This window comes from Amycolatopsis sp. NPDC104863 (genome assembly GCF_055582965.1).
This window is the reverse complement of sequence record NZ_JBVJOW010000009.1, coordinates 449,287-467,969: the sequence shown is the minus strand read 5'-3', so window position 1 is coordinate 467,969 and position 18,683 is coordinate 449,287. Positions and strand designations below refer to the sequence as shown.

Below are 18,683 nucleotides of genomic sequence, written 5' to 3'. Positions count from 1 at the left end.
GCACGTCAAGCTACAGCTGCCGCGCCCACCATTCCAGGATCGCTTCGAACCGCTGGACGCGGTGTCGCGGCCGGCCGGAGCGGGACAGCTCGTGGCCCTCGCCCGGGAACAGCAGCAGCTCCGCCGGCGCGCCCGCGCGCCGCAGCGCGACGAACATCCGCTGCGCCTGCTCCAGCGGGCACCGCCAGTCCTGCTCCGAATGCACCACCGCGAACGGGATCTTGATCTGCGCCGCGTACGTGAGCGGCGACCGGTCGCGCTGCACCTCCGGCGACGTGCCGATGTAGGAGTCGACGAAGAAGTAGCCGATGTCGGAGCTGCCGACCATCGAGTCCCACGCGTTGACCGCGCGCTCGCTCCACGCCGCCTTGAACCGCTCGCCGTGGTGGGCCGCCAGCCAGCTCGTCATGAACCCGCCGTACGAACCGCCCATGATGCCAACGCGCGAGGCGTCCAGGTCCGGCCGCTCGAGCGCCACGTCGAGCAAAGCCAACACGTCGTCGACGTCGACCGTGCCGAACGCCTCCGTGATCGCGTGGCCGTGGGTCTGCCCGTAGCCCGCCGACCCGCGCGGGTTGCCGAGCACCACCGCGTACCCCGCGGACGCGTACACCTGCGCCTCGTCGAACACCGCCCAGTCCTGCTGGGTGAACGGGCCGCCGTGCACCACGCGCAGCACCGGGTGCGGACCCTCGCCCTCGGGCAGCACCAGCCAGCCGTGCACCGGGTAGCCGTCCGGCGCGGTGGTCTCCAGCTCGACGAGCGGCCGGATCCCCTTGTCCCGCAACGGCTTCGAGTAGTCGGTCAGCACACGCGGCGCGCCGTCGCCGAGCAGCACGACCTCACCCGACGTCGACGGCGTCGCGAGCACCGCCGCGAGCACCGTGCCGTCCAGCGTGAACGACCGGACGACGGTGCGGTCCGCGTAGACCACCGGAAGGTCGGCGAGCGGGGCGTCGGTGGCGGTGACGGCGACCGCGCGCAGCTCGACCGCGCCGCGGTGGCGGACGGCCACGAGCACGTCGTCACCGCGCGGCGCCGGCGGGCCGGCGGAGGTCTCGCAGTCCACCGTTTCGATGTCGGTCAGCCGGCGGGCCTTCACCGGGCCGACGCCGAACTCCGGTGTGGCCGCGTAAAGCCCGGTCATCGCGGCTTCGCGATGCTCCTCAAAGGACTGTCCGAAGTAGAACAGCGTACCGTCGGCGCCGAACACCGGATGCTCCGAATACCCCGCGGTGCGCACGACGACCTCGGGCTCGCCACCCTCGGCGGAGATCGCGCAGACGTCGCGCGCGTCGCTCTCGGCCGCACCCCAGTCCGGCGGCGCGGTGAAGACGACGCGGGCGCCGTCCGGCGTCCACACCGGGTGGGTCACGTCGAAGCCGTCACCGGTCAGCGGCTCGGGTTCGAGGGGCCCGTCCTCGGTCGCGTCGAGGACGAACAGCCGCTGCATCCGGTCGCGCAGGAAGCCGACGTCGTCGATCCGGTAGTCCATCCGCGTGATCCGTCGCGGGGCCTCGGCCATGGCTTCCGGAGTCTCGCCGTCGGTGTCCTCGGTGCCGTAACGACCGGCCTCGGGCACCCGCGCGGTGAAGGCGACGCGCCGCGAGTCCGGCGCCCAGACCGGCTCCCCGGCGCCGAGGTGCAGCGCCGTCAGGCGCCGGGCCTCCCCGCCGTCGGCCGGCATGACGTGCAGCTGGGGGCTCCCGTCGGCACCCTTGCCCTCCCCCGCGCGGAGGAACGCCACCCAGCGCCCGTCCGGGGAGATCGCCGGCGCCGAGTCGCGCGGACCGTGGGTCCACGCGGCTTCACCGCCGTCGAGGGACACCCGCCGCAGCGCGCTGTGCGCGGCGTTCGTCTTCAGGTCGGGTTTCTTCAGCGCGGTGAGCAGCAGGTTCCCGCGCAGGGCGGGACGGCCGGGGACGACGATGTGTTCGATGTCGGCAGGACGCACGTCCCCGACCGTACCCGAATTCCTTAGCTGTGCGAACGACCTAGGCGACGACCTGTTTGCGTTCGTCGCGCCGCGCCTTCGCCAGGCTCGCCACCGTCGTGATGGTCAGCACGACGACGATCACGCCGAGGGAGATCCAGTTGTTGATGTCCAGCCAGTCCGGGACGACGTGGTACTCGTGCAGCGCGTGCAGGAACAGCTTCGCGCCGATGAAGGCGAGGATCACCGCGAGGCCGTAGCTGAGGTAGACCAGCTTGGTCACCAGGCCGCCGAGCAGGAAGTACAGCTGCCGCAGCCCCATCAGCGCGAACGCGTTGGCGGTGAAGACGAGGAACGCCTCCTGCGTGATGCCGAAGATCGCCGGGATCGAGTCGACGGCGAAGAGCAGGTCGGCCGAGCCGATGGCCACGATGACCAGCAGCATCGGCGTGATCATCCGCTTGCCGTTCAGCTTCACGGTGTAGTGGTGGCCGTGGTAGTCGTCGGTCACCGGGGCGATCTTGCGGACCTGCCGGGTGACGGCGTTCTCGTGGTACTCCTCGTCGTCACCCTTGCCGCGGACCATGCTGATCGCGGTCCAGACGAGCACCGCGCCGAAGAGGAAGAACACCCAGACGAACTGCTCGATCAGGGCCGCGCCGATGAAGATGAAGACGCTGCGCATCGCCAGCGCGAGCAGGATGCCGACCAGCAGCACCCGGTGCTGGTGGATGGCGGGCACCTTGAACGACGCCATGATGATCATGAAGATGAACAGGTTGTCGACGCTCAGCGAGTATTCGGTGATATACCCGGTGAAGAACTCGACACCCGGGTCGTGCCCGCCGAAGATCCACACGCCGGCGCCGAAGACGACCGCGCACGCGATGTAGAAGATCACCCAGCGAGCGGCTTCCCCCGTGGTCACTTCGTGCGGCTTGCTGTCGACGATCACCAGGTCGAGCGCGATCAGGGCCAGCAGGCCACCGATCGTGGCGATCCACAGCCACAGGGGGACAGTCATGGAACCAGAACCTCCGGATAGTGCGCATGAGCAACTAACCGGAGGTCTCTTCCGCCGGTGCGAACACCGGCCGACGGTGCCGGGGGCGCTGGGCCACCGTGCTGACGACACCGCCGCGGAGGAATACTCCCCTCACAGCGCGTCCAGTTTGCCGGTTACCCCCGGTCGAACGCCAGCCGGGGTTGCCAGTGTCACCACTTTGGTCCTGTTATCCGGGTCACTCCGCCCGCCGTTGAGGGCACTCTCAGGAAACTTCACATACGGTCACCCCGTGCCCCGACTCCCGCTCCCACGCACCCGCGGAGCCCGCCTCACCGCGCTCGCCGCCGTCGTCGTGGTCCTGGCCGCCGGCGCGGTCTTCTGGATCACGCGGCCCGCGGCGCCCCCGCCCGTGCCCACGCAGGACGCGTTGGTCGACATGCCCGCCGCGCCCGGCTCGGCGGAGCAGGTCAAGATCGACACGACCACCTACCTGCCCGCCACCGTGCCCGCGCCCGCGGTGCTGCTCGCGCACGGCTTCGGCGGGGACAAGACCAGCGTCGCCGACGACGCCCGCGAGCTCGCGCGGAAGGGTTTCGTCGTGATGACGTGGTCCGCGCGCGGGTTCGGGAAGAGCACGGGCAAGATCGGGCTGAACGACCCGGCCGGCGAGGTCGCCGACGCGAGCCGCCTGATCGACCGGCTCGTCGCGCAGCACCAGGTCACCACCGACCCGAGCGGCGACCCGAAGGTCGCGGTCACCGGCGCCTCCTACGGCGGCGCGCTCTCGCTGCTGCTGGCCGGCACCGACAAGCGCGTCGACGCGATCGCCCCGGTGATCACCTACAACGACCTCGCCCAGGGCCTGGTCCCGAACGCGGCCACCCCCGCGCTCCGGCCCTCGGGCACCCCGGCCGCCGGCGCGTTCGCGACCGACGGCGTGTTCAAGAAGAGCTGGGCGGGCATCTTCTTCTCGGCCGGGTCCGGCGCGGCGGCGAGCGGCTCGCCGTCGGCCGAAGCGCCCGAAGCCGGGCAGGAGACCGACAGCGGGTCCACCGCCGCGACCGGGGCGGGCGCCGCGGCGGCCGCCGTCCCGGCCGCGCCGAACGGCGGGGGCGGACCCCGTGGCGGCGCCGCGGCCGACCCCTGCGGGCGCTTCACGGCCGCGGTCTGCCGCGCCTACACCGAGCTCGGCACGACCGGGGAGACCAGCCAGGCGAGCGTCGACCTGCTGCGCCGCGTGTCGCCGGTCTCGGTGACGGACAAGATCACCGTGCCGACCCTGCTGGTGCAGGGCGAGAGCGACACGCTCTTCGGCCTCGACCAGTCCGACGCCACCGCCCGGCAGATCACCGCGGCGGGCGGCAAGGTCCGCACGATCTGGTACGCCGGCGGCCACGACGGCGGGAAGCCCGGACCGCAGCTGCGCACGAAGATCGGCGACTTCCTCTGGGACGCCGTCAACGGCGGCGACCCCGGCACCGGCTTCAGCTACGACGTCCAGGGCACGTTGCGCGCCAACGGGACACCGTCGGTCCGCACCGTCACCGCGGACACCTACCCGGGGCTGACCGGCCCGGCCGCCGAACGCCGGCTGCTGCCGATGGCCGGTCCCGCGCAGTCGGTGGTGCGCCCGGCCGGCGCGAACCCGTCGGCGGTGAGCGGGATCCCCGGCCTCAACGGCGTCGCGAGCAGCTCGTCGCGGCTCGGCGCGCTGTTCAGCAACGACCCGCCCGGCCAGTCCGCGCAGTTCACCACGGCGCCGGTGGACTCGCAGGTCGTCGTCAGCGGCTCGTCCACCGTGCGGCTGCAGGTCGCCGCGGACCCGGCGCACCCCCAGCCGGACGCGGTGCTGTTCGCGAAGCTCTACGACGTCGGGCAGGACGGCTCGCGCGTGCTGCCGTCGAACGCGATCGCGCCGTTCCGGGTGAGCGGGCTGCCCGCCGACGGCACGCCGGTCGAGGTGACCGTCACGCTCCCGGGCATCGTCCGCCCGATCGAGGGCGGCCACTCGCTGCGGCTGGTCGTCGGCACCACCGACCAGGCGTTCGCCTCGCCGGCCGCGCCCGCGGTGTTCCGGGTCGCGCTCGCCGGCGGGACCGCGCTGGCCGTGCCGGTCGTGCCCGGGACGTCCGTCGGCTCCCCGGCCCCGGTCGGGCAGCTGGCCGGCATCGGCGTGACGCTCGCGATCGGCGTGGCCGTGGTGCTCTTCGCCGCGCTGCGCCGCCGCCGGGCCACCGACATCGACCCGGAGCTCGCCACCACCCCGCTCGTCATCGAGGGGCTGCGCAAGGAGTACCCGGGCGGGTTCGTCGCGGTGAACGACCTGTCCTTCCGCGTCGAACCGGGCCAGGTGCTCGGCCTGCTCGGGCCGAACGGCGCGGGCAAGACGACCACGCTCCGGATGCTGATGGGCCTGATCACGCCGACGAAGGGCCACATCCGGGTCTTCGGGCACAAGATCACCGCGGGCGCCCCGGTGCTCTCGCGCATCGGCTCGTTCGTCGAGGGCTCCGGCTTCCTGCCGCACCTGTCCGGCCGGGCGAACCTCGAGCTGTACTGGGCGGCCACCGGACGGCCGGCGGACAAGGCGCACTTCGGCGAGGCACTGGAGATCGCCGGGCTCGGCGCGGCGGTCGACCGCCGGGTGCGCACCTACAGCCAGGGCATGCGGCAGCGGCTGGCGATCGCCCAGGCGATGCTCGGCCTGCCGGAGCTCATGGTGCTCGACGAGCCGACCAACGGGCTCGACCCGCCCCAGATCCACCAGATGCGCGAGGTGCTGCAGCGCTACGCCGCCACCGGCCGCACCGTGGTGGTGTCCAGCCACCTGCTGGCCGAGGTCGAGCAGACCTGCACGCACGTCGTGGTCATGCACCGCGGCGCGCTGGTCGCCGCGGGCGAGGTCGGCGAGCTGGCCGCGGCCGGCGGCGAGGCGACGTTCCGGGTCGACGACCCGGCCGCGGCCGCCGCCGCGCTGAAGGCGGCCGGCGGGGTCACCTCGGTCGACGTCGACGGTGACCTGGTGCACGCCGACCTCGACGGGCTGCCGCGCGCCGAGGCGGTCGCGGCGCTGGTCCGCGCCGGCGTCGCGGTGGAGCAGGCCGGGCCCCGGCGCCGGCTGGAAGACGCGTTCCTGCAACTGGTCGGAGAAGAGCAGTGAGTGACTCGGGTGTCCACACCGATCCGCACGCACTCGACGAGCTGAGCGACGTCGCGTCGCACGAGCACGCCGCGGTCGGGCCGGACGGCGCCGTCGAGGGCTACAGCGCCCGGCGGACGCTGCGGCTCGGCGTCGAGCTGCGGCGCCAGCTCAAGCGGCGGCGCACGCAGTTCCTGCTCGGGTTCGTCGCGATCCTGCCGTTCATCCTGGTGATCGCGTTCGAGGCCGGGCAGTCGAACCCGAACCGGCGCAGCGGCGGGTTCGTCGACCTGGCCACGGCTTCGGCGCCGAACTTCGTCGTGCTGGCGCTGTTCGTGTCCGGGACGTTCCTGCTCCCGATGATCGTCGCGCTGTTCTTCGGCGACACCATCGCGAGCGAGGCGTCGTGGTCGAGCCTGAAGTACCTGCTGGCCGTGCCGGTGCCGCGGCACCGGGTGCTGCGGCAGAAGGCGATCGTGTCCGGGCTGCTGTCGGCGGCGGCGCTGGTGCTGCTGCCGGTGATGTCCCTGATCGTCGGCCTGCTCTGGTACGGCGCGGGCGACGCGATCAGCCCGACCGGCGACGCGGTTTCCTTCGGCGACAGCATGCTGGCCATCGCACTGTCCACTGTGTACATCATCCTGCAGCTGGCCTGGGTGGCCGGGCTCGCGCTCGCGCTGAGCGTGACGACCGACGCCCCGCTCGGCGCGGTCGGCGGCGCGGTGCTGGTGGCGATCCTGTCGCAGATCCTCGACCAGATCACGGCGCTGGAGGGCCTGCGCAACTACCTGCCGACGCACTACGCGTTCTCGTGGATGGACCTGATCTCGACCGACGTCGACTGGACCAACCTGGCGAGCGGAATGCTCTCGGCGGCGATCTACGGAACGGTGTTCGTCCTCTACGCCGGGCGGCGGTTCGCCCGGAAGGACATCACCAGCTGATGACCGCCGTGGTGGCGGTCATCAGCCGCCGGCGCCGCTGGTGAAGGCGAGCAGCAGGGCGGCCGAGGTCACCGAGCTGGTGCGCCGCGAGCACTTCGGCGTCGTGCGGTTGAGCACCAAATCCTGAGCGGTTACGGTCGGGCACGTGCCGATCAAGCTGGAGAGCCACCACGACATCGCCGTGCTGCGAATCGACCACGGCGGCGGCAACACCCTCGACACGGACTCGTGCCGCGAACTCGTGCTGCGGCTGGAGGAGGTCGACCAGGCCCGCGCGGTCGTGCTCACCGGCACCGGGCGCGTCTTCTCCGCGGGCGTCGACCTCAAGCGGATCGACGACGGCGGCGCGTCCTACGTCTCGGAGTTCCTGCCGCTGCTGTCGGACGCGCTGCTGGCCGTGTTCGGCTGCCCGCGTCCGGTGGTCGCCGCGCTGAACGGGCACGCCGTCGCCGGTGGTGCGGTGCTCGCCGCCGCCTGCGACCACCGTGTGCTCGGCGCCGGCACGATCGGCGTGACCGAGCTGCTGGTCGGGGTGCCGTTCCCGCTGGCCGCGCTGGAAATCCTGCGCTGCGCCTACGGCACGGCCCCGCTGCCGTCGCTCACCTACACGGGCGAAACCCGCGGCGGCGAGGACGCGCTGGCCGCGGGTCTGGTCGACGAGCTGGCTCCGCCGGAGGACGTGCTCGAGCGGGCCCTCGCCGTCGCGACCCGGCTCGGCGAGCTGCCGGCCGAGGCGTTCGCGCACACCAAGGCCCAGATCCGGCAGCCCTACCACGAGCGGATCGCCGAGTACCGCCACGCCGACGACCCCGAGGTCGAGCGGCTGTGGCGGGCACCCGCGGCGCTGGCCGCCGTCAAGTCCTATGTGGACCGGGTGCTGCGTTAGGCGCGCACCCCGGTTTCGGCGAGGGCCTTGATGCCCTCGACCGTCTTCTGCATGTTGTCCTGCAGCTCCCCCAGCCGCATCGCGACGATCTCGTCCTCGTGCTCGGGCATCGAGGCGATGATCGTCGTGAGGTTGGACGGGCCGGGGCCGATCTGGGCCCACTGGCGCAGGAGCGTGCCGTCGCCGTCCGGGACGAGCTCGAACTTCCACGACGCGGCCGGGTTGGTCACGTCCATCACCGACCACGCGAAGAGCCGCCCGGGCTCGTAGCCGGTGACCGTCGAAACCGTCTCCCACTCCCCGGCGACCGGGTGCGAGTTGCGGCCGCGGAACTGCGCGCCGAGACCGGGCTCGGACCCTTCGACCCAGCCGCCGCCCTGGTACTCGCTGGAGAACCGGGCGGGCAGGTCGACGTCCAGCAGCCAGGACCAGACCTCGGCCGGCCGCGCGTCGATGCGGACCTCGACCTGGGTCGTAGGACAGTCGGAAACCTTCATGGCGGACCCCTCGCTCGATGACGGTGCCTACGGCTTCGGACCGTAACGTGGCGCCGATCACGGCGGCAACTCGCACGATGCGCGTGGTCGGGCAAGCCGGAGGACGTCACCCGGCGCCCGCGCCACCCGCCGAAAGTCGGGTCCTCACCGATTCTGCGCCCGGACAGCCGATTGCCGACCGGGGCCGATTCTGTGAGGGTCCCACGGTGGGTTCCGGAGCCGGGGAGGGTGCTTCCATGCGCAGACTGTTCACCGCCGCGGCGGTCGTGCTGGCGTTCGTCGGGCTGGCGCCCGCGGTCAGCGCCGCCCCCGACATCAAGGCGGCCCTGCAGAAGATCCCCGGGCTGACGGTCGTGGCGGAGAACCCGGCGCCGGCCGGCTACCGGTTCTTCCAGCTGACCTACACCCAGCCCGCCGACCACCGGCACCCCGAGGCGGGCACGTTCCAGCAGCGCTTCACCCTGCTGCACCGCGACTTCACCGCGCCGACCGTGGCCTTCACCAGCGGCTACAACGTCAGCACCGCGCCGAACCGCTCGGAGCCGACGCAGATCGTCAACGGCAACCAGCTCTCGATGGAGTACCGGTACTTCAAGCCGTCACGGCCGGAGCCGGAGAACTGGGCGAAGCAGCTGACGATCTGGCAGGCCGCGGCGGACGAGCACCGCGCGGTGCAGGCGTTCAAGGCGATCTACCCGGGCAAGTGGCTGGCCACCGGCGGCAGCAAGGGCGGGATGACCGCGACGTACTTCCGGCGCTTCTTCCCCGACGACGTCGACGGCACGGTCCCCTACGTCGCGCCCAACGACGTCATCGACCCGCTCGACGTCTACAACCGGTTCCTCTCGCGCGTCGGCAACGACCCTGGCTGCCGCGACGCCCTGAAGGCGATCCAGCGAGACGCGCTGAAGCGGCGTGACGAGCTGGGCGCGATCGCCGCCGTGGACGCGGCCAAGCGCGGGCTGACGTTCTCGATCGTCGGCTCGGCCGACAAGTCCCTCGAGATCTCGGTGATCGACTCGTACTTCGCGTTCTGGCAGTACCAGACACAGGCGGACTGCGCGACGGTGCCGGCCGCGGGCGCGCCGGCGGCGGAGGTCTACGCCTGGTACGAGAAGGTGGAGAGCCTCAACACCTACTCCGACCAGGACCTCGAGCCGTTCGTCCCGTACTACTACCAGGCGGCGGCCCAGCTGGGCTCGCCCGAGGCGTACGACGGGTACCTGCGCGACCTGCTCCGCTACCCGGGCGCCGACCAGCCGAAGACGTTCGTGCCGTCGTCGGTCAAGATCCCGCGGTTCGACTACCTGGCCATGCCGGACGTCGACTTCTGGGTGAAGTCCCGCGGCACCCGGCTGCTGTTCGTCTACGGCTCGAACGACCCGTGGGGCGCCGAGCCGTTCGAACTCGGCTTCGGCAGCCGGGACTCCTACCGGTACTACGTCCAGGGCGGCAACCACGGCTCGAAGATCGCGCAGCTGGCCCCGGCCGACGCCGCGGCGGCCACGGCGACGGTCCGGCGCTGGGCCGGCCTGCCGCCCACGTCCGCGCTGACGGCGCGCAGCGCCCCGGCCGGCTTCCCCGACTTCGACACCGACCTCACCCTCGCGCAGCGTCCGCCGCTGTGACTTTCCTCAGGCCGGGCGTAGTCTCACGGCACCTGACGGCCCGGCCTGAGGAGGCGGCATGCCTCGTCCCGTCCACTTCGAGATCCACGCGAGCGACCCCGACCGCGCGGTGGCGTTCTACACGGCGGTGTTCGGCTGGAAGTTCGAGCGCTGGGGCGACGTCCCGTACTGGGTGATCTCGACCGGCGAAGGCGACGGAATCGACGGCGGCCTCGTCCCCCGCGTCGGCCCGGCGCCCGAGGAGACGGCGCCGGTCCACGGGTACGTGAACACGATCGGCGTCAACGACCTCGACCAGGCTCTCGCTTCGGTGACCGAGGCGGGCGGATCGCTGGCGCTGCCGAAGAACCCGGTGCCGGGCGTGGGTTGGCTCGCGTACGTCAAGGACACCGAGGGGAACATCTTCGGGATGCTGCAACCGGACGAGAACGCGCCGGTGCCGTCCTAAGGGCGTTTCGCCTTGGGCAGCCGCCCGACGACGTCTTCGTAGGAGTCGTCGACCAGGTCTTCGAGCTCGGCGTCCGGCACTCCGGCGCCGAGCTCGACGCGGTTCCAGCCGTAGCGGCCGAGGTAGTCCATCACGGACACGGCGTCCGGGTACCGCTCCCGCAGTTCGGCCGCTTCTTCCCGGGTGGCCCCACACTTGACGGCGACACTGCCGGGCTCGTCCTGCCCGATGAAGGCGAAACCCTTACCGCCGACCTTCGCGACGAGCACGTGGTCCCCGAAGGGGTAGGTCTCCTCGGCGCCCGGCTTGGCAAGGCAGTACGCGACGACGGCGGCGATGGTCATTGCTCGAGCTTGACGAGTTCGAGGTCGGTCTGCGGGAAGTCGTCCCCGATGCAGAGCAAGGGTTCCCTCGCGATCTTGGCCGTGGCGTAGGTGTAGCAGTCACCCATGTTGAGCTTGGCCGGATGATGCCCTTTCCCGTACTGGCCGAACGCGTCGATGGCGACCTCGGCGTGCTCCTCGGTGAACGAAACGGTGGTGATGTGGTTGTCCTGCAAAAATCTCGCGAGTACGAGCCGGCCCCGTCCGCCCAGTCTCGCGGTCAGGACGGTACCGACCTCGACCAGGGTCGGCGCTCCGATCTTGGCGTCGCTCGCCTCGGCGAGGCGTTCCTCCAGTAGCTCGTGATCCGGCTCGCGGCGAAGGATCGCGACGATCGCCGAGCTGTCGATGATCACACGCCCTCCGGCCCGAAGCCGAGGATCTCTTCCCACTCGTCCTTGGGGATCGGCTTCCCCAGCTCCTCGGGTGGGATCAAGGGCCAGATCTCTTCTTCCAAGACCCGTCGCATCCGCTTCAGCCGCTCTTCGGCGTTCTCCTGTTTCCGGAGCTGGTCACGCCGTAGACGCAGCGCCTCCCGGACGGCACCGGTCTTGGTGTCGCCGGTCAGCTCGGCGACCTCGGTGGCCAGTCGCTCGGCCTCCGGGTCCTTGATGTTCATCGCCATGGTGTAATGATACCGCCCAGGGTGTACTACTCGATCGAGTGACCGGTGTCACTTGATCCCGGCCGCGTCCATGCCCCGCAGCTCCTTCTTCAGGTCCGAGATCTCGTCACGCAGGCGGGCCGCCAGCTCGAACTGGAGGTCGCGCGCCGCCTGCATCATCTGGTCCGTCATCTGCTGGATCAGGTCGGCCAGCTGGGCGCGCGGCATCGCCGAGACGTCCTTGTCCACCAGCATTCCCGAGCTGCGGACCCGGTCGCCCTGCTCGGGCTTCTTGCCCCGGGACGAGTTGCGGCCCGAGCCGCCCACCGAGACCTGCTCGGTGTCCTCGGCCTCGCTGTAGACCCGGTCGAGGATGTCGGCGATCTTCTTCCGCAGCGGCTGCGGGTCGACCCCGCGCTCCACGTTGTAGGCGACCTGCTTCTCGCGGCGGCGGTCGGTCTCCTCGATCGCGTGCTGCATGGAGTCGGTGATCTTGTCCGCGTACATGTGGACCTCGCCCGACACGTTGCGCGCCGCGCGGCCGATCGTCTGGATCAGCGACGTCCCGCTCCGGAGGAAGCCTTCCTTGTCCGCGTCGAGGATCGCGACCAGCGACACCTCCGGCAGGTCGAGCCCCTCGCGCAGGAGGTTGATGCCGACCAGCACGTCGAAGTCGCCCGCCCGCAGCTGCCGCAGCAGCTCGACCCGGCGCAGCGTGTCGACCTCCGAGTGCAGGTACCGCACCCGGATGCCCAGCTCCAGCAGGTAGTCGGTGAGGTCTTCGGCCATCTTCTTGGTCAGCGTGGTGACCAGGACGCGCTCGTCCTTCTCCGCCCGCTCCCGGATCTCGTGGACCAGGTCGTCGATCTGGCCTTCGGTCGGCTTCACGACCACCTTCGGGTCGACCAGGCCGGTCGGCCGGATCACCTGCTCGACGAACTCGCCGGCCGCCTGGCCCATCTCGTACGGCCCCGGTGTCGCCGACAGGTAGACCGTCTGCCCGATCCGGTCGGAGAACTCCTCCCAGGTCAGCGGCCGGTTGTCGACCGCGCTCGGCAGCCGGAAGCCGTACTCGACCAGGTTCCGCTTCCGCGACATGTCGCCTTCGTACATGCCGCCGATCTGCGGCACCGTCTGGTGCGACTCGTCGATGACCAGGAGGAAGTCCTCCGGGAAGTAGTCGATCAGCGTAGCCGGCGCCGTGCCCGCGCCGCGGCCGTCGATGTGACGCGAGTAGTTCTCGATGCCGGAGCAGAACCCGACCTGCCGCATCATCTCGATGTCGTAGGCCGTGCGCATCCGCAGCCGCTGCGCCTCCAGGAGCTTGCCCTGCTTTTCCAGCTCCGCCAGGCGTTCTTCCAGCTCCTGCTCGATGCCCTGGATCGCCTTTTCCATCCGCTCCGGGCCCGCGACGTAGTGTGTCGCCGGGAAGATCCGGACCTCGTCGACCTCCTTGACGATGTCGCCGGTCAGCGGGTGCAGGTAGTAGAGCTTCTCCACCTCGTCACCGAAGAACTCGACGCGGATCGCCAGCTCCTCGTACGCCGGGATGATCTCCACCGTGTCGCCGCGCGCCCGGAACGTGCCGCGCGCGAAGGCGATGTCGTTGCGCGTGTACTGCACGTCGACCAGGGCCCGCAGGAAGACGTCCCGGTCGAGCTGCATACCGACCTTCAGCTTCGAGGACCGGTCGAGGTAGGACTGCGGGGTGCCCAGGCCGTAGATGCACGAGACACTCGCGACCACGATGACGTCCCGGCGCGACAACAGGTTCATCGTCGCCGAGTGCCGCAGCCGCTCGACGTCGTCGTTGATCGACGAGTCCTTCTCGATGTAGGTGTCCGTCTGCGCGATGTACGCCTCGGGCTGGTAGTAGTCGTAGTAGCTGACGAAGTACTCGACCGCGTTGTTCGGGAACAGCTCGCGCAGCTCGTTCGCCAGCTGCGCGGCCAGGGTCTTGTTCGGCGCCATCACCAGTGTCGGCCGCTGGACGCGCTCGATCAGCCACGCCGTGGTCGCCGACTTGCCGGTGCCGGTGGCGCCCAGGAGCACGACGTCCTTCTCGCCCGCCTTGACCCGGCGTTCGAGCTCGTCGATGGCCGCCGGCTGGTCGCCGGCGGGCTGGTAGTCACTGATCACCTCGAACCGGCCGCCGGTCCGCGGGATCTCCGAGACGGGCCGGAAGTCGGACTGGGCGAGCACGGGGTGTTCGGTTGCGAAAGCCACGTCGACCAGAGTACGACGCGGCACCGACAATTTCCGTCGGCCCTGGTCAGCGGGGTCGGAACACCGTCACGGACGTCACTTCGCCGCCGGCCACCACGCAGTGCAGGACGGCACCGGGCGCGGGGCCGTCGCCGAAGCACGAGACGAGCACCCGGTCGGGTCCGGTCGCCTGGGCCTCGAAGCGCGGGAACTCCGCGAGCACGTCGGCGACCTCGCCTGCTGGGGCCGAGAGGTGCGCCAGCACGACCTCACGCGGCGACGGCGGTGGCGGGACGGGCAGGTCGTGGCTCTCGAAGAGCCGGTTCAGCTGGTCGGCCGCGGAAACCGCGCGGGGGAAACCGGCGAAGGCAGCGGTCTGGACGACAACTTCGCAGACTTCGGCCGGGGCGAGGCCCGAAGCCAGGCCGGTGCGGAGGTGGACGCTCAGCGGCGGCCCGACCATCCCCGCCGCGACGATCGCCGCGAGCGTCGCGGCTTCGCGCGTGCGGGGATCGAGGGCGGGACGTTCGTGGAGGTGGCCGTAGACCGTGCCGACGGCCAGCTCGCCGAGCGCCGGGATCGTCGCGAAGAGGGCGTCGAGACGCGCTTCGCCGCCTTCGACCAGCCCGCCGAAGGTGGCCCGGCCGCGGGCATGCAGGCGGTCCATCGGCTCGGTCATCGTCCACCGCCTTCAGCAGTTGCAGTCGCAGCAGGAGCAGCAGTCGCAACAATCGCAGTCGCAGTCGCAGCTCGAGTGGGGTTTCCCGCTCCACGGCCCAGGATAGGGATCACGGCAGCAGAACTGGCAGGTGCAGCACATGTACGGCGCGATCGTGCAGCCGAGGAGGAAGTTGCGCGGTTTCGGCGGGACGGCGAACTTCGGGTACCAGAGGCCGCCGCCCTTGCCGTGGAGGGGCTCGGGTTCGCCGGAGTCGCCGGGACCGTTGGGGCCTCCAGGGCCTCCAGGGCCTCCAGGTCCGCCAGGTCCACCCGGGCCGCCAGGTCCACCCGGGCCGCCGGGTCCACCCGGGCCGCCAGGCCCAGTCGGCCCGCCGGGACCCTCGGGCCGGGAGGTGCTGCCTGGCCCCCATGGGCCGTGCCCGGCGGGACCGCCCGAGTACCCGGGGGTGCCCGGCGGCGGAAATCCCGGCGACGGAGGCTGGTGAGGATGTTGCTGCGGCCGAGGCCCCGGCCCGATCCACCCCGGCGGCGGCTGCTGCCCGAAGGCACCAGCCGCGCGCGGATCTTCGCCGTGCATCGGCTGCCGAAGCTCGCCGTGCGTCGGGCCCGAGCCGTGCGCCCCGCCATGGCCGAAGGCTCGCCGCACTGCTTGGCGCAGCTCGTGCACCAGCAACGCATGCACCAGCGCCGGCCGCGCGAACTCCGCCTCCCGCAATGCCAGCTCCACCCCCAGCACCGCGTCGTCACACAACCGCCGGGCCTCCGCCAACCCCGTTCCCGTGGCCGGCAACGGGTTCCACGCTCCCGCGGCCGCGTCGGCGGCCTGGTCCTCGACCGCGTCCAGCAGGTGCGCGACCCGGCCGAACAGGCGGCCCGCCTCCGCCAGCGGCGCCACATTGCCCGGCCGTCCCGCCAGCTCCGCCGTCCGCGCGAAGGCCGCCGACGTCGCCAGCTCCGCCGGTTCCGTCGCGACCAGCGGTGAATCCCCGAACCCGACCGTGCTCTCCAGCGAAGCCTGCCGTGACACCGCCTCCGTGAGCACCGCCGTGTCGAAGCCGACCCGGCTGCCGGTGCGGCTGCCCTGCTCCGCCCAGCGGGCCGCGACGCGGCGGGCGGCCGCGGCCACCGGGCGGCGGGCGAACGCGCCGTCGTGGTCCTCGACGTGGTCGCCGACCTTTGCCGCCGCCAGCACCAGGGACACCGCCGCGGCGAGCTGGGCGCCTTCGCCCCGCGCCACCGATGTCGAACGCATGCCGCGCAGCGGGCACGGGCCCGCGTCGCGGCGCCGGTCCGCCGCCGGCGTCTGGGCCTCGACCAGCGCCGAGATGATCAGGCCGTCGTAGTTGGTGACGACGCGGGCGAGCTGACCGTGTTCGTCACGCAGCGTGAGACAGAGCCCGCACAGGTGCGCCAGCCAGTCCGCGTGCAGGTCGCCCGCCAGCCGGTGCCGGCACGGCCTGATGATCCCGAACATCCCCGGCCCCCTCGCCTCCCGGACGGTCGGCGAACCTTAGCCCGAACGTGTGGCGCGCGTGGCGGAAGTACGCGATTCGTGACCGGCCCGGCAGGATGAGCGCCATGGCCGGACTGCACGCGCCGAAGGTCGAGATCTTCGACCCCGCCGAGCGCGCGAACATCGACCCGAAGGGCATCCTGCGCAAGGTCGACGAGTACCACGAGGAGCCGTTCGGCCTCTACCTCGCCCGCCCGACCCCGGGCCGCGCGCAGTTCCACTACCTCGAGTCGTGGCTGCTGCCCGGGTTCGGCCTGCGGATCACCGACTTCTGGTTCTCCCCCGGCCACGAGCGCGACCAGGACTTCTACCTCGACGTCGTCCGCGTCCGCCGGGACGGCCCGCGCTGGGTCGCCACCGACCTCTACGTCGACCTGGTGCTCCGGGACAAGCTGTCGCTGCGGGTGATCGACACCGACGAGCTCCTCGAAGCCCACGCCGCGGGCCTGCTCGGCGCCGAAGACGCCGAGTTCGCGCTGAAGACGGCCTACGCCACCGTGGACGGGCTGGCCGCCCACGGCTACGACCTCACCGCCTGGCTCGCCACGAAGGACATCACGCTCACCTGGCGGCGGCACCCCTAACCGGCCGCGTAGTACCCGAGGAACATGTCGACGCCCCGGTTGATGAGGTCGTCGGTGCGCTGAGCGTCGATCCGTTCGCCGTACGCGGCGTGGGTGAAGTGCGGGTAGAGGACGAGGGCGTAGAGCTGGACCAGGGCCAGGTCGACGTCCGGGATCGCGAGCTCGCCGGCGTCGACGCGCTTGCGGAACTCCCCGGCGAGGATCGCCGACGTCAGGTCGGGGCCGTTGGCCTTCCACGCGCGGCCCAGCTCGGGGAACCGCTGCGCCTCCCCGGCGACGAGCGCGCGGAGCGCGAGCACCTGCGGCTGCGCCATCCCCGCCACCCAGCCCCGCGCCGTCCGCACGAGGATCTCGCGGATGTCGTCGGACTCGGCGAGGCTCTTCTCCAGGGCCAGGGTCGACTGCTGGAGCGCTTCCTTGAGCGCGTCGTGGATGACGGCGTGGAACAGCTCGCTCTTGCTGCCGAAGTGGTTGTAGATCGTCACCTTCGACACGTCGGCCCGCTGGGCGATGACGTCGATGCCGGCTTCGAAACCGCCGGCGAGGAACACCTCGCGGGCGGCGTCGACGATCGCCCGCCGCTTGAGGTCGGCGCGCTCGCCGGTGGGGGTGCGCCGTCGTGTGTCCGTCATCCCCGCAGCCTACCCCTGAACTGTGCCGTCCAGTTCAGCTGAACTGAACTGTTGAGTTCATATGAACTGAAGCGTACAGTTCAGCTCTACCACAGGGGCCCGACCAGGAGGTACGCATGCTGTCCGAACCGGACCTGAGATCGGTGAACCCCCTCGCGGGGCGCCGCAACGCGCGCTTGGCCCTGCTGGCGTTCGCGATGCTGATCGTCTCCCTCGACCAGTACATCGTCGTGGTCGCGCTGCCCGAGATCGGCCGCGACCTGGGCTACTCCGCGCAGACGCTCCAAGCGGTCGTCAGCACCTACGCGATCGCCTCCAGCGGGTTCCTGCTGTTCGGCGGCCGGGCCGCGGACCTGCTCGGCCGCCGCCGGATGCTGGTCACCGGGCTGACGCTCTACGCCCTCGCGTCGGTCGCCGGCGGGCTGGCCACGGCGCCGCTGCTCCAGCTCGCCGCCCGCGCGCTCCAGGGCCTGGGCGGGGCGCTGGTCTTCCCCAGCACCCTGGCGATCATCACCACGAGCTTCGCCGAGGGCCGCGACCGCAACCGCGCGCTGAGCGTGTGGGGTGGCGCCGGCGCGGCCGGCCTGGTCGTCGGCGTGCTGCTCGGCGGCCTGCTGACGCAGGGGTTCGGGTGGCGGGCGGTGTTCTTCGTCAACGTCCCGCTGGCCGGCGCCGCGATCGTGGCGGCGTTCGCGCTCATCGCCGCCGACGGGCCGCGGGTGACGACCCGGCGGTTCGACCTGGCCGGCACGGTGAGCGTCACCGGCGCCGTGACCCTGCTGGCGTTCGCGCTGGTCCGGGGGCCGGACGCGGGCTGGGGCTCCCCGGAGATCGTCGCCGCCACGATCACGGGAGTCCTGCTGCTGGGCGCCTTCGCGATGATCGAACGGCGCAGCGCGGACCCGCTGCTGCCCCGCCACCTGGTGACGAGTCCCAGCCTCGTGCCGGCCACGGTGGTCGCGTTCATGTTCACGGCCACCTTCGGCTCGCTGCTGTACTTCCTGTCCCTCTACTTCCAGGACGTCCGGGGGTACGACGCGCTGGAGACCGGCCTCGGGTTCCTGCTGCCGACCGCGGTCGTGGTCGCGGGCTCGGTGCTGGCCGGCCCGGTGGTGACCCGGATCGGCGTCCGGCGCGCCCTGCTCGGCGCCCTCGCCGTCGGCACGATCGGCGCGTGCCTGCTCGGGTTCGCGCTCACGCCCGACGGCTCCTACGCCTGGCTGGTGCCGGGCCTGACGGTGGTCAGCGTCGGCGACGGGATGGTCTTCACGGTCATGTACATCGCCGCGGCGACCCGGGTGCCCGACCCGCAGCAGGGGATCGCCTCGGGGATCGTCACCACCGGATCCGGCATCGGCGCCGCGGCCGGGCTCGCGGTGCTGGTCCTGGTCGCGAACGGCGGCGGCGGGATCCGGGCGGCGGTGTTCGCCGTCGCCGGCGGCATCGCGCTCACCTTCGTGCTCGCGCTCGTGCTCACCCGGCACATCCTCCGATCGGTGGATGCCGGGTCCACCGGCGGCGGACCCGGGTCCGGACCGTCCTGACGATGTGCCCGGCCCCGGCGCGGCGGGATTCTCGATGCGTCGGGAAACGGAGCGAA

At 71.6% G+C, this 18,683-nt stretch carries 17 protein-coding genes; 7 read left to right on the top strand and 10 right to left on the bottom strand.

Annotation, left to right across the window (positions count from 1 at the left end):
- Positions 1–10: 10 nt before the first annotated feature.
- On the bottom strand, positions 11–1,954 hold the full coding sequence (locus ACZ63J_RS40905; RefSeq protein WP_465405560.1) for a S9 family peptidase: 1,944 nt from the start codon (positions 1,952–1,954) through the stop codon (positions 11–13).
- Positions 1,955–1,994: 40 nt separating this feature from the next.
- Positions 1,995–2,957, bottom strand: a complete 963-nt coding sequence (locus tag ACZ63J_RS40900) for a TerC family protein (RefSeq protein ID WP_465310132.1) — start codon at positions 2,955–2,957, stop codon at positions 1,995–1,997.
- A 271-nt stretch (positions 2,958–3,228) separates the two neighbouring features.
- Between ACZ63J_RS40900 and ACZ63J_RS40895 the strand changes: the two genes are divergently transcribed.
- From ACZ63J_RS40895 to ACZ63J_RS40885, 3 genes are all read left to right on the top strand, one after another.
- Positions 3,229–6,099, top strand: coding sequence for an alpha/beta fold hydrolase (locus ACZ63J_RS40895; RefSeq protein WP_465405558.1), 2,871 nt, complete (start codon positions 3,229–3,231; stop codon positions 6,097–6,099).
- Positions 6,096–7,022 carry an ABC transporter permease gene (locus tag ACZ63J_RS40890; RefSeq protein WP_465335428.1) on the top strand — a complete coding sequence of 309 codons (927 nt, stop codon included), beginning with the start codon at positions 6,096–6,098 and terminating at the stop codon, positions 7,020–7,022. Before ACZ63J_RS40895 ends, ACZ63J_RS40890 begins: the two co-directional genes overlap by 4 nt.
- 145 nt (positions 7,023–7,167) lie before the next feature.
- Positions 7,168–7,908: an enoyl-CoA hydratase/isomerase family protein gene (locus tag ACZ63J_RS40885; protein WP_465405556.1), complete on the top strand. Its 741-nt coding sequence runs from the start codon at positions 7,168–7,170 to the stop codon at positions 7,906–7,908.
- Here ACZ63J_RS40885 and ACZ63J_RS40880 read toward each other — a convergent pair.
- Entirely contained in the window at positions 7,905–8,405 is a 501-nt protein-coding gene (locus tag ACZ63J_RS40880; RefSeq protein WP_465310034.1) for an SRPBCC family protein, read from the bottom strand. The two genes, ACZ63J_RS40885 and ACZ63J_RS40880, sit on opposite strands and share 4 nt — an antisense overlap.
- Before the next feature lie 236 nt (positions 8,406–8,641).
- On the opposite strand from ACZ63J_RS40880, the gene ACZ63J_RS40875 reads away from it, so the two are divergent.
- The gene (locus ACZ63J_RS40875; RefSeq protein ID WP_465335424.1) at positions 8,642–10,033 is read left to right on the top strand and encodes a S28 family serine protease; all 1,392 of its coding nucleotides are present in this window, start codon (positions 8,642–8,644) and stop codon (positions 10,031–10,033) included.
- 58 nt (positions 10,034–10,091) lie between these two features.
- Positions 10,092–10,481 (top strand): VOC family protein, encoded by a 390-nt coding sequence (locus ACZ63J_RS40870; protein WP_465405554.1) that lies wholly within the window; start codon positions 10,092–10,094, stop codon positions 10,479–10,481.
- On the opposite strand, the gene ACZ63J_RS40865 is transcribed toward ACZ63J_RS40870, so the two are convergent.
- The 6 genes from ACZ63J_RS40865 to ACZ63J_RS40840 are packed head-to-tail and all read right to left on the bottom strand — an operon-like array spanning position 10,478 to position 15,828.
- Positions 10,478–10,825, bottom strand: coding sequence for an MmcQ/YjbR family DNA-binding protein (locus ACZ63J_RS40865; RefSeq protein WP_465405552.1), 348 nt, complete (start codon positions 10,823–10,825; stop codon positions 10,478–10,480). The two genes, ACZ63J_RS40870 and ACZ63J_RS40865, sit on opposite strands and share 4 nt — an antisense overlap.
- Positions 10,822–11,220, bottom strand: coding sequence for a type II toxin-antitoxin system VapC family toxin (locus ACZ63J_RS40860; protein WP_465405550.1), 399 nt, complete (start codon positions 11,218–11,220; stop codon positions 10,822–10,824). Before ACZ63J_RS40860 ends, ACZ63J_RS40865 begins: the two co-directional genes overlap by 4 nt.
- Complete coding sequence (locus ACZ63J_RS40855) at positions 11,217–11,489, bottom strand: type II toxin-antitoxin system VapB family antitoxin (RefSeq protein ID WP_465405548.1); 273 nt, start codon at positions 11,487–11,489, stop codon at positions 11,217–11,219. The genes ACZ63J_RS40860 and ACZ63J_RS40855 overlap by 4 nt, the downstream gene beginning before the upstream one ends.
- Positions 11,490–11,537: 48 nt before the next feature.
- A complete protein-coding gene (gene uvrB, locus ACZ63J_RS40850) occupies positions 11,538–13,694 on the bottom strand; it encodes an excinuclease ABC subunit UvrB (protein ID WP_465310029.1) in 2,157 nt (718 codons plus the stop codon).
- A gap of 46 nt (positions 13,695–13,740) precedes the next feature.
- Positions 13,741–14,352 carry a carboxymuconolactone decarboxylase family protein gene (locus ACZ63J_RS40845; protein ID WP_465405546.1) on the bottom strand — a complete coding sequence of 204 codons (612 nt, stop codon included), beginning with the start codon at positions 14,350–14,352 and terminating at the stop codon, positions 13,741–13,743.
- 12 nt (positions 14,353–14,364) lie between these two features.
- Positions 14,365–15,828 carry a DUF5685 family protein gene (locus tag ACZ63J_RS40840; protein ID WP_465405544.1) on the bottom strand — a complete coding sequence of 488 codons (1,464 nt, stop codon included), beginning with the start codon at positions 15,826–15,828 and terminating at the stop codon, positions 14,365–14,367.
- Between the two features lie 104 nt (positions 15,829–15,932).
- Here ACZ63J_RS40840 and ACZ63J_RS40835 point away from each other — a divergent pair, with 104 nt between their 5' ends.
- Positions 15,933–16,451: a ribonuclease FAU-1 family protein gene (locus ACZ63J_RS40835; RefSeq protein ID WP_465405542.1), complete on the top strand. Its 519-nt coding sequence runs from the start codon at positions 15,933–15,935 to the stop codon at positions 16,449–16,451.
- Here the strand turns inward: ACZ63J_RS40835 and ACZ63J_RS40830 are convergent.
- The gene (locus tag ACZ63J_RS40830; RefSeq protein ID WP_465405540.1) at positions 16,448–17,083 is read right to left on the bottom strand and encodes a TetR/AcrR family transcriptional regulator; all 636 of its coding nucleotides are present in this window, start codon (positions 17,081–17,083) and stop codon (positions 16,448–16,450) included. The genes ACZ63J_RS40835 and ACZ63J_RS40830 overlap by 4 nt on opposite strands.
- A 116-nt stretch (positions 17,084–17,199) precedes the next feature.
- On the opposite strand from ACZ63J_RS40830, the gene ACZ63J_RS40825 reads away from it, so the two are divergent.
- Positions 17,200–18,627, top strand: a complete 1,428-nt coding sequence (locus ACZ63J_RS40825) for an MFS transporter (RefSeq protein ID WP_465405538.1) — start codon at positions 17,200–17,202, stop codon at positions 18,625–18,627.
- The last annotated feature ends 56 nt before the right edge of the window (positions 18,628–18,683 follow it).

Coding starts and splice junctions, on each gene's coding strand:
- ACZ63J_RS40855 (WP_465405548.1), bottom strand. CDS start 11,489: ATGGCGATGAACATCAAGGACCCGGAGGCCGAGCGACTGGCCACCGAG.
- ACZ63J_RS40845 (WP_465405546.1), bottom strand. CDS start 14,352: ATGACCGAGCCGATGGACCGCCTGCATGCCCGCGGCCGGGCCACCTTC.
- ACZ63J_RS40880 (WP_465310034.1), bottom strand. CDS start 8,405: ATGAAGGTTTCCGACTGTCCTACGACCCAGGTCGAGGTCCGCATCGAC.
- ACZ63J_RS40900 (WP_465310132.1), bottom strand. CDS start 2,957: ATGACTGTCCCCCTGTGGCTGTGGATCGCCACGATCGGTGGCCTGCTG.
- ACZ63J_RS40830 (WP_465405540.1), bottom strand. CDS start 17,083: ATGACGGACACACGACGGCGCACCCCCACCGGCGAGCGCGCCGACCTC.
- ACZ63J_RS40870 (WP_465405554.1), top strand. CDS start 10,092: ATGCCTCGTCCCGTCCACTTCGAGATCCACGCGAGCGACCCCGACCGC.
- ACZ63J_RS40825 (WP_465405538.1), top strand. CDS start 17,200: ATGCTGTCCGAACCGGACCTGAGATCGGTGAACCCCCTCGCGGGGCGC.
- ACZ63J_RS40840 (WP_465405544.1), bottom strand. CDS start 15,828: ATGTTCGGGATCATCAGGCCGTGCCGGCACCGGCTGGCGGGCGACCTG.
- ACZ63J_RS40835 (WP_465405542.1), top strand. CDS start 15,933: ATGGCCGGACTGCACGCGCCGAAGGTCGAGATCTTCGACCCCGCCGAG.
- ACZ63J_RS40875 (WP_465335424.1), top strand. CDS start 8,642: ATGCGCAGACTGTTCACCGCCGCGGCGGTCGTGCTGGCGTTCGTCGGG.
- ACZ63J_RS40865 (WP_465405552.1), bottom strand. CDS start 10,825: ATGACCATCGCCGCCGTCGTCGCGTACTGCCTTGCCAAGCCGGGCGCC.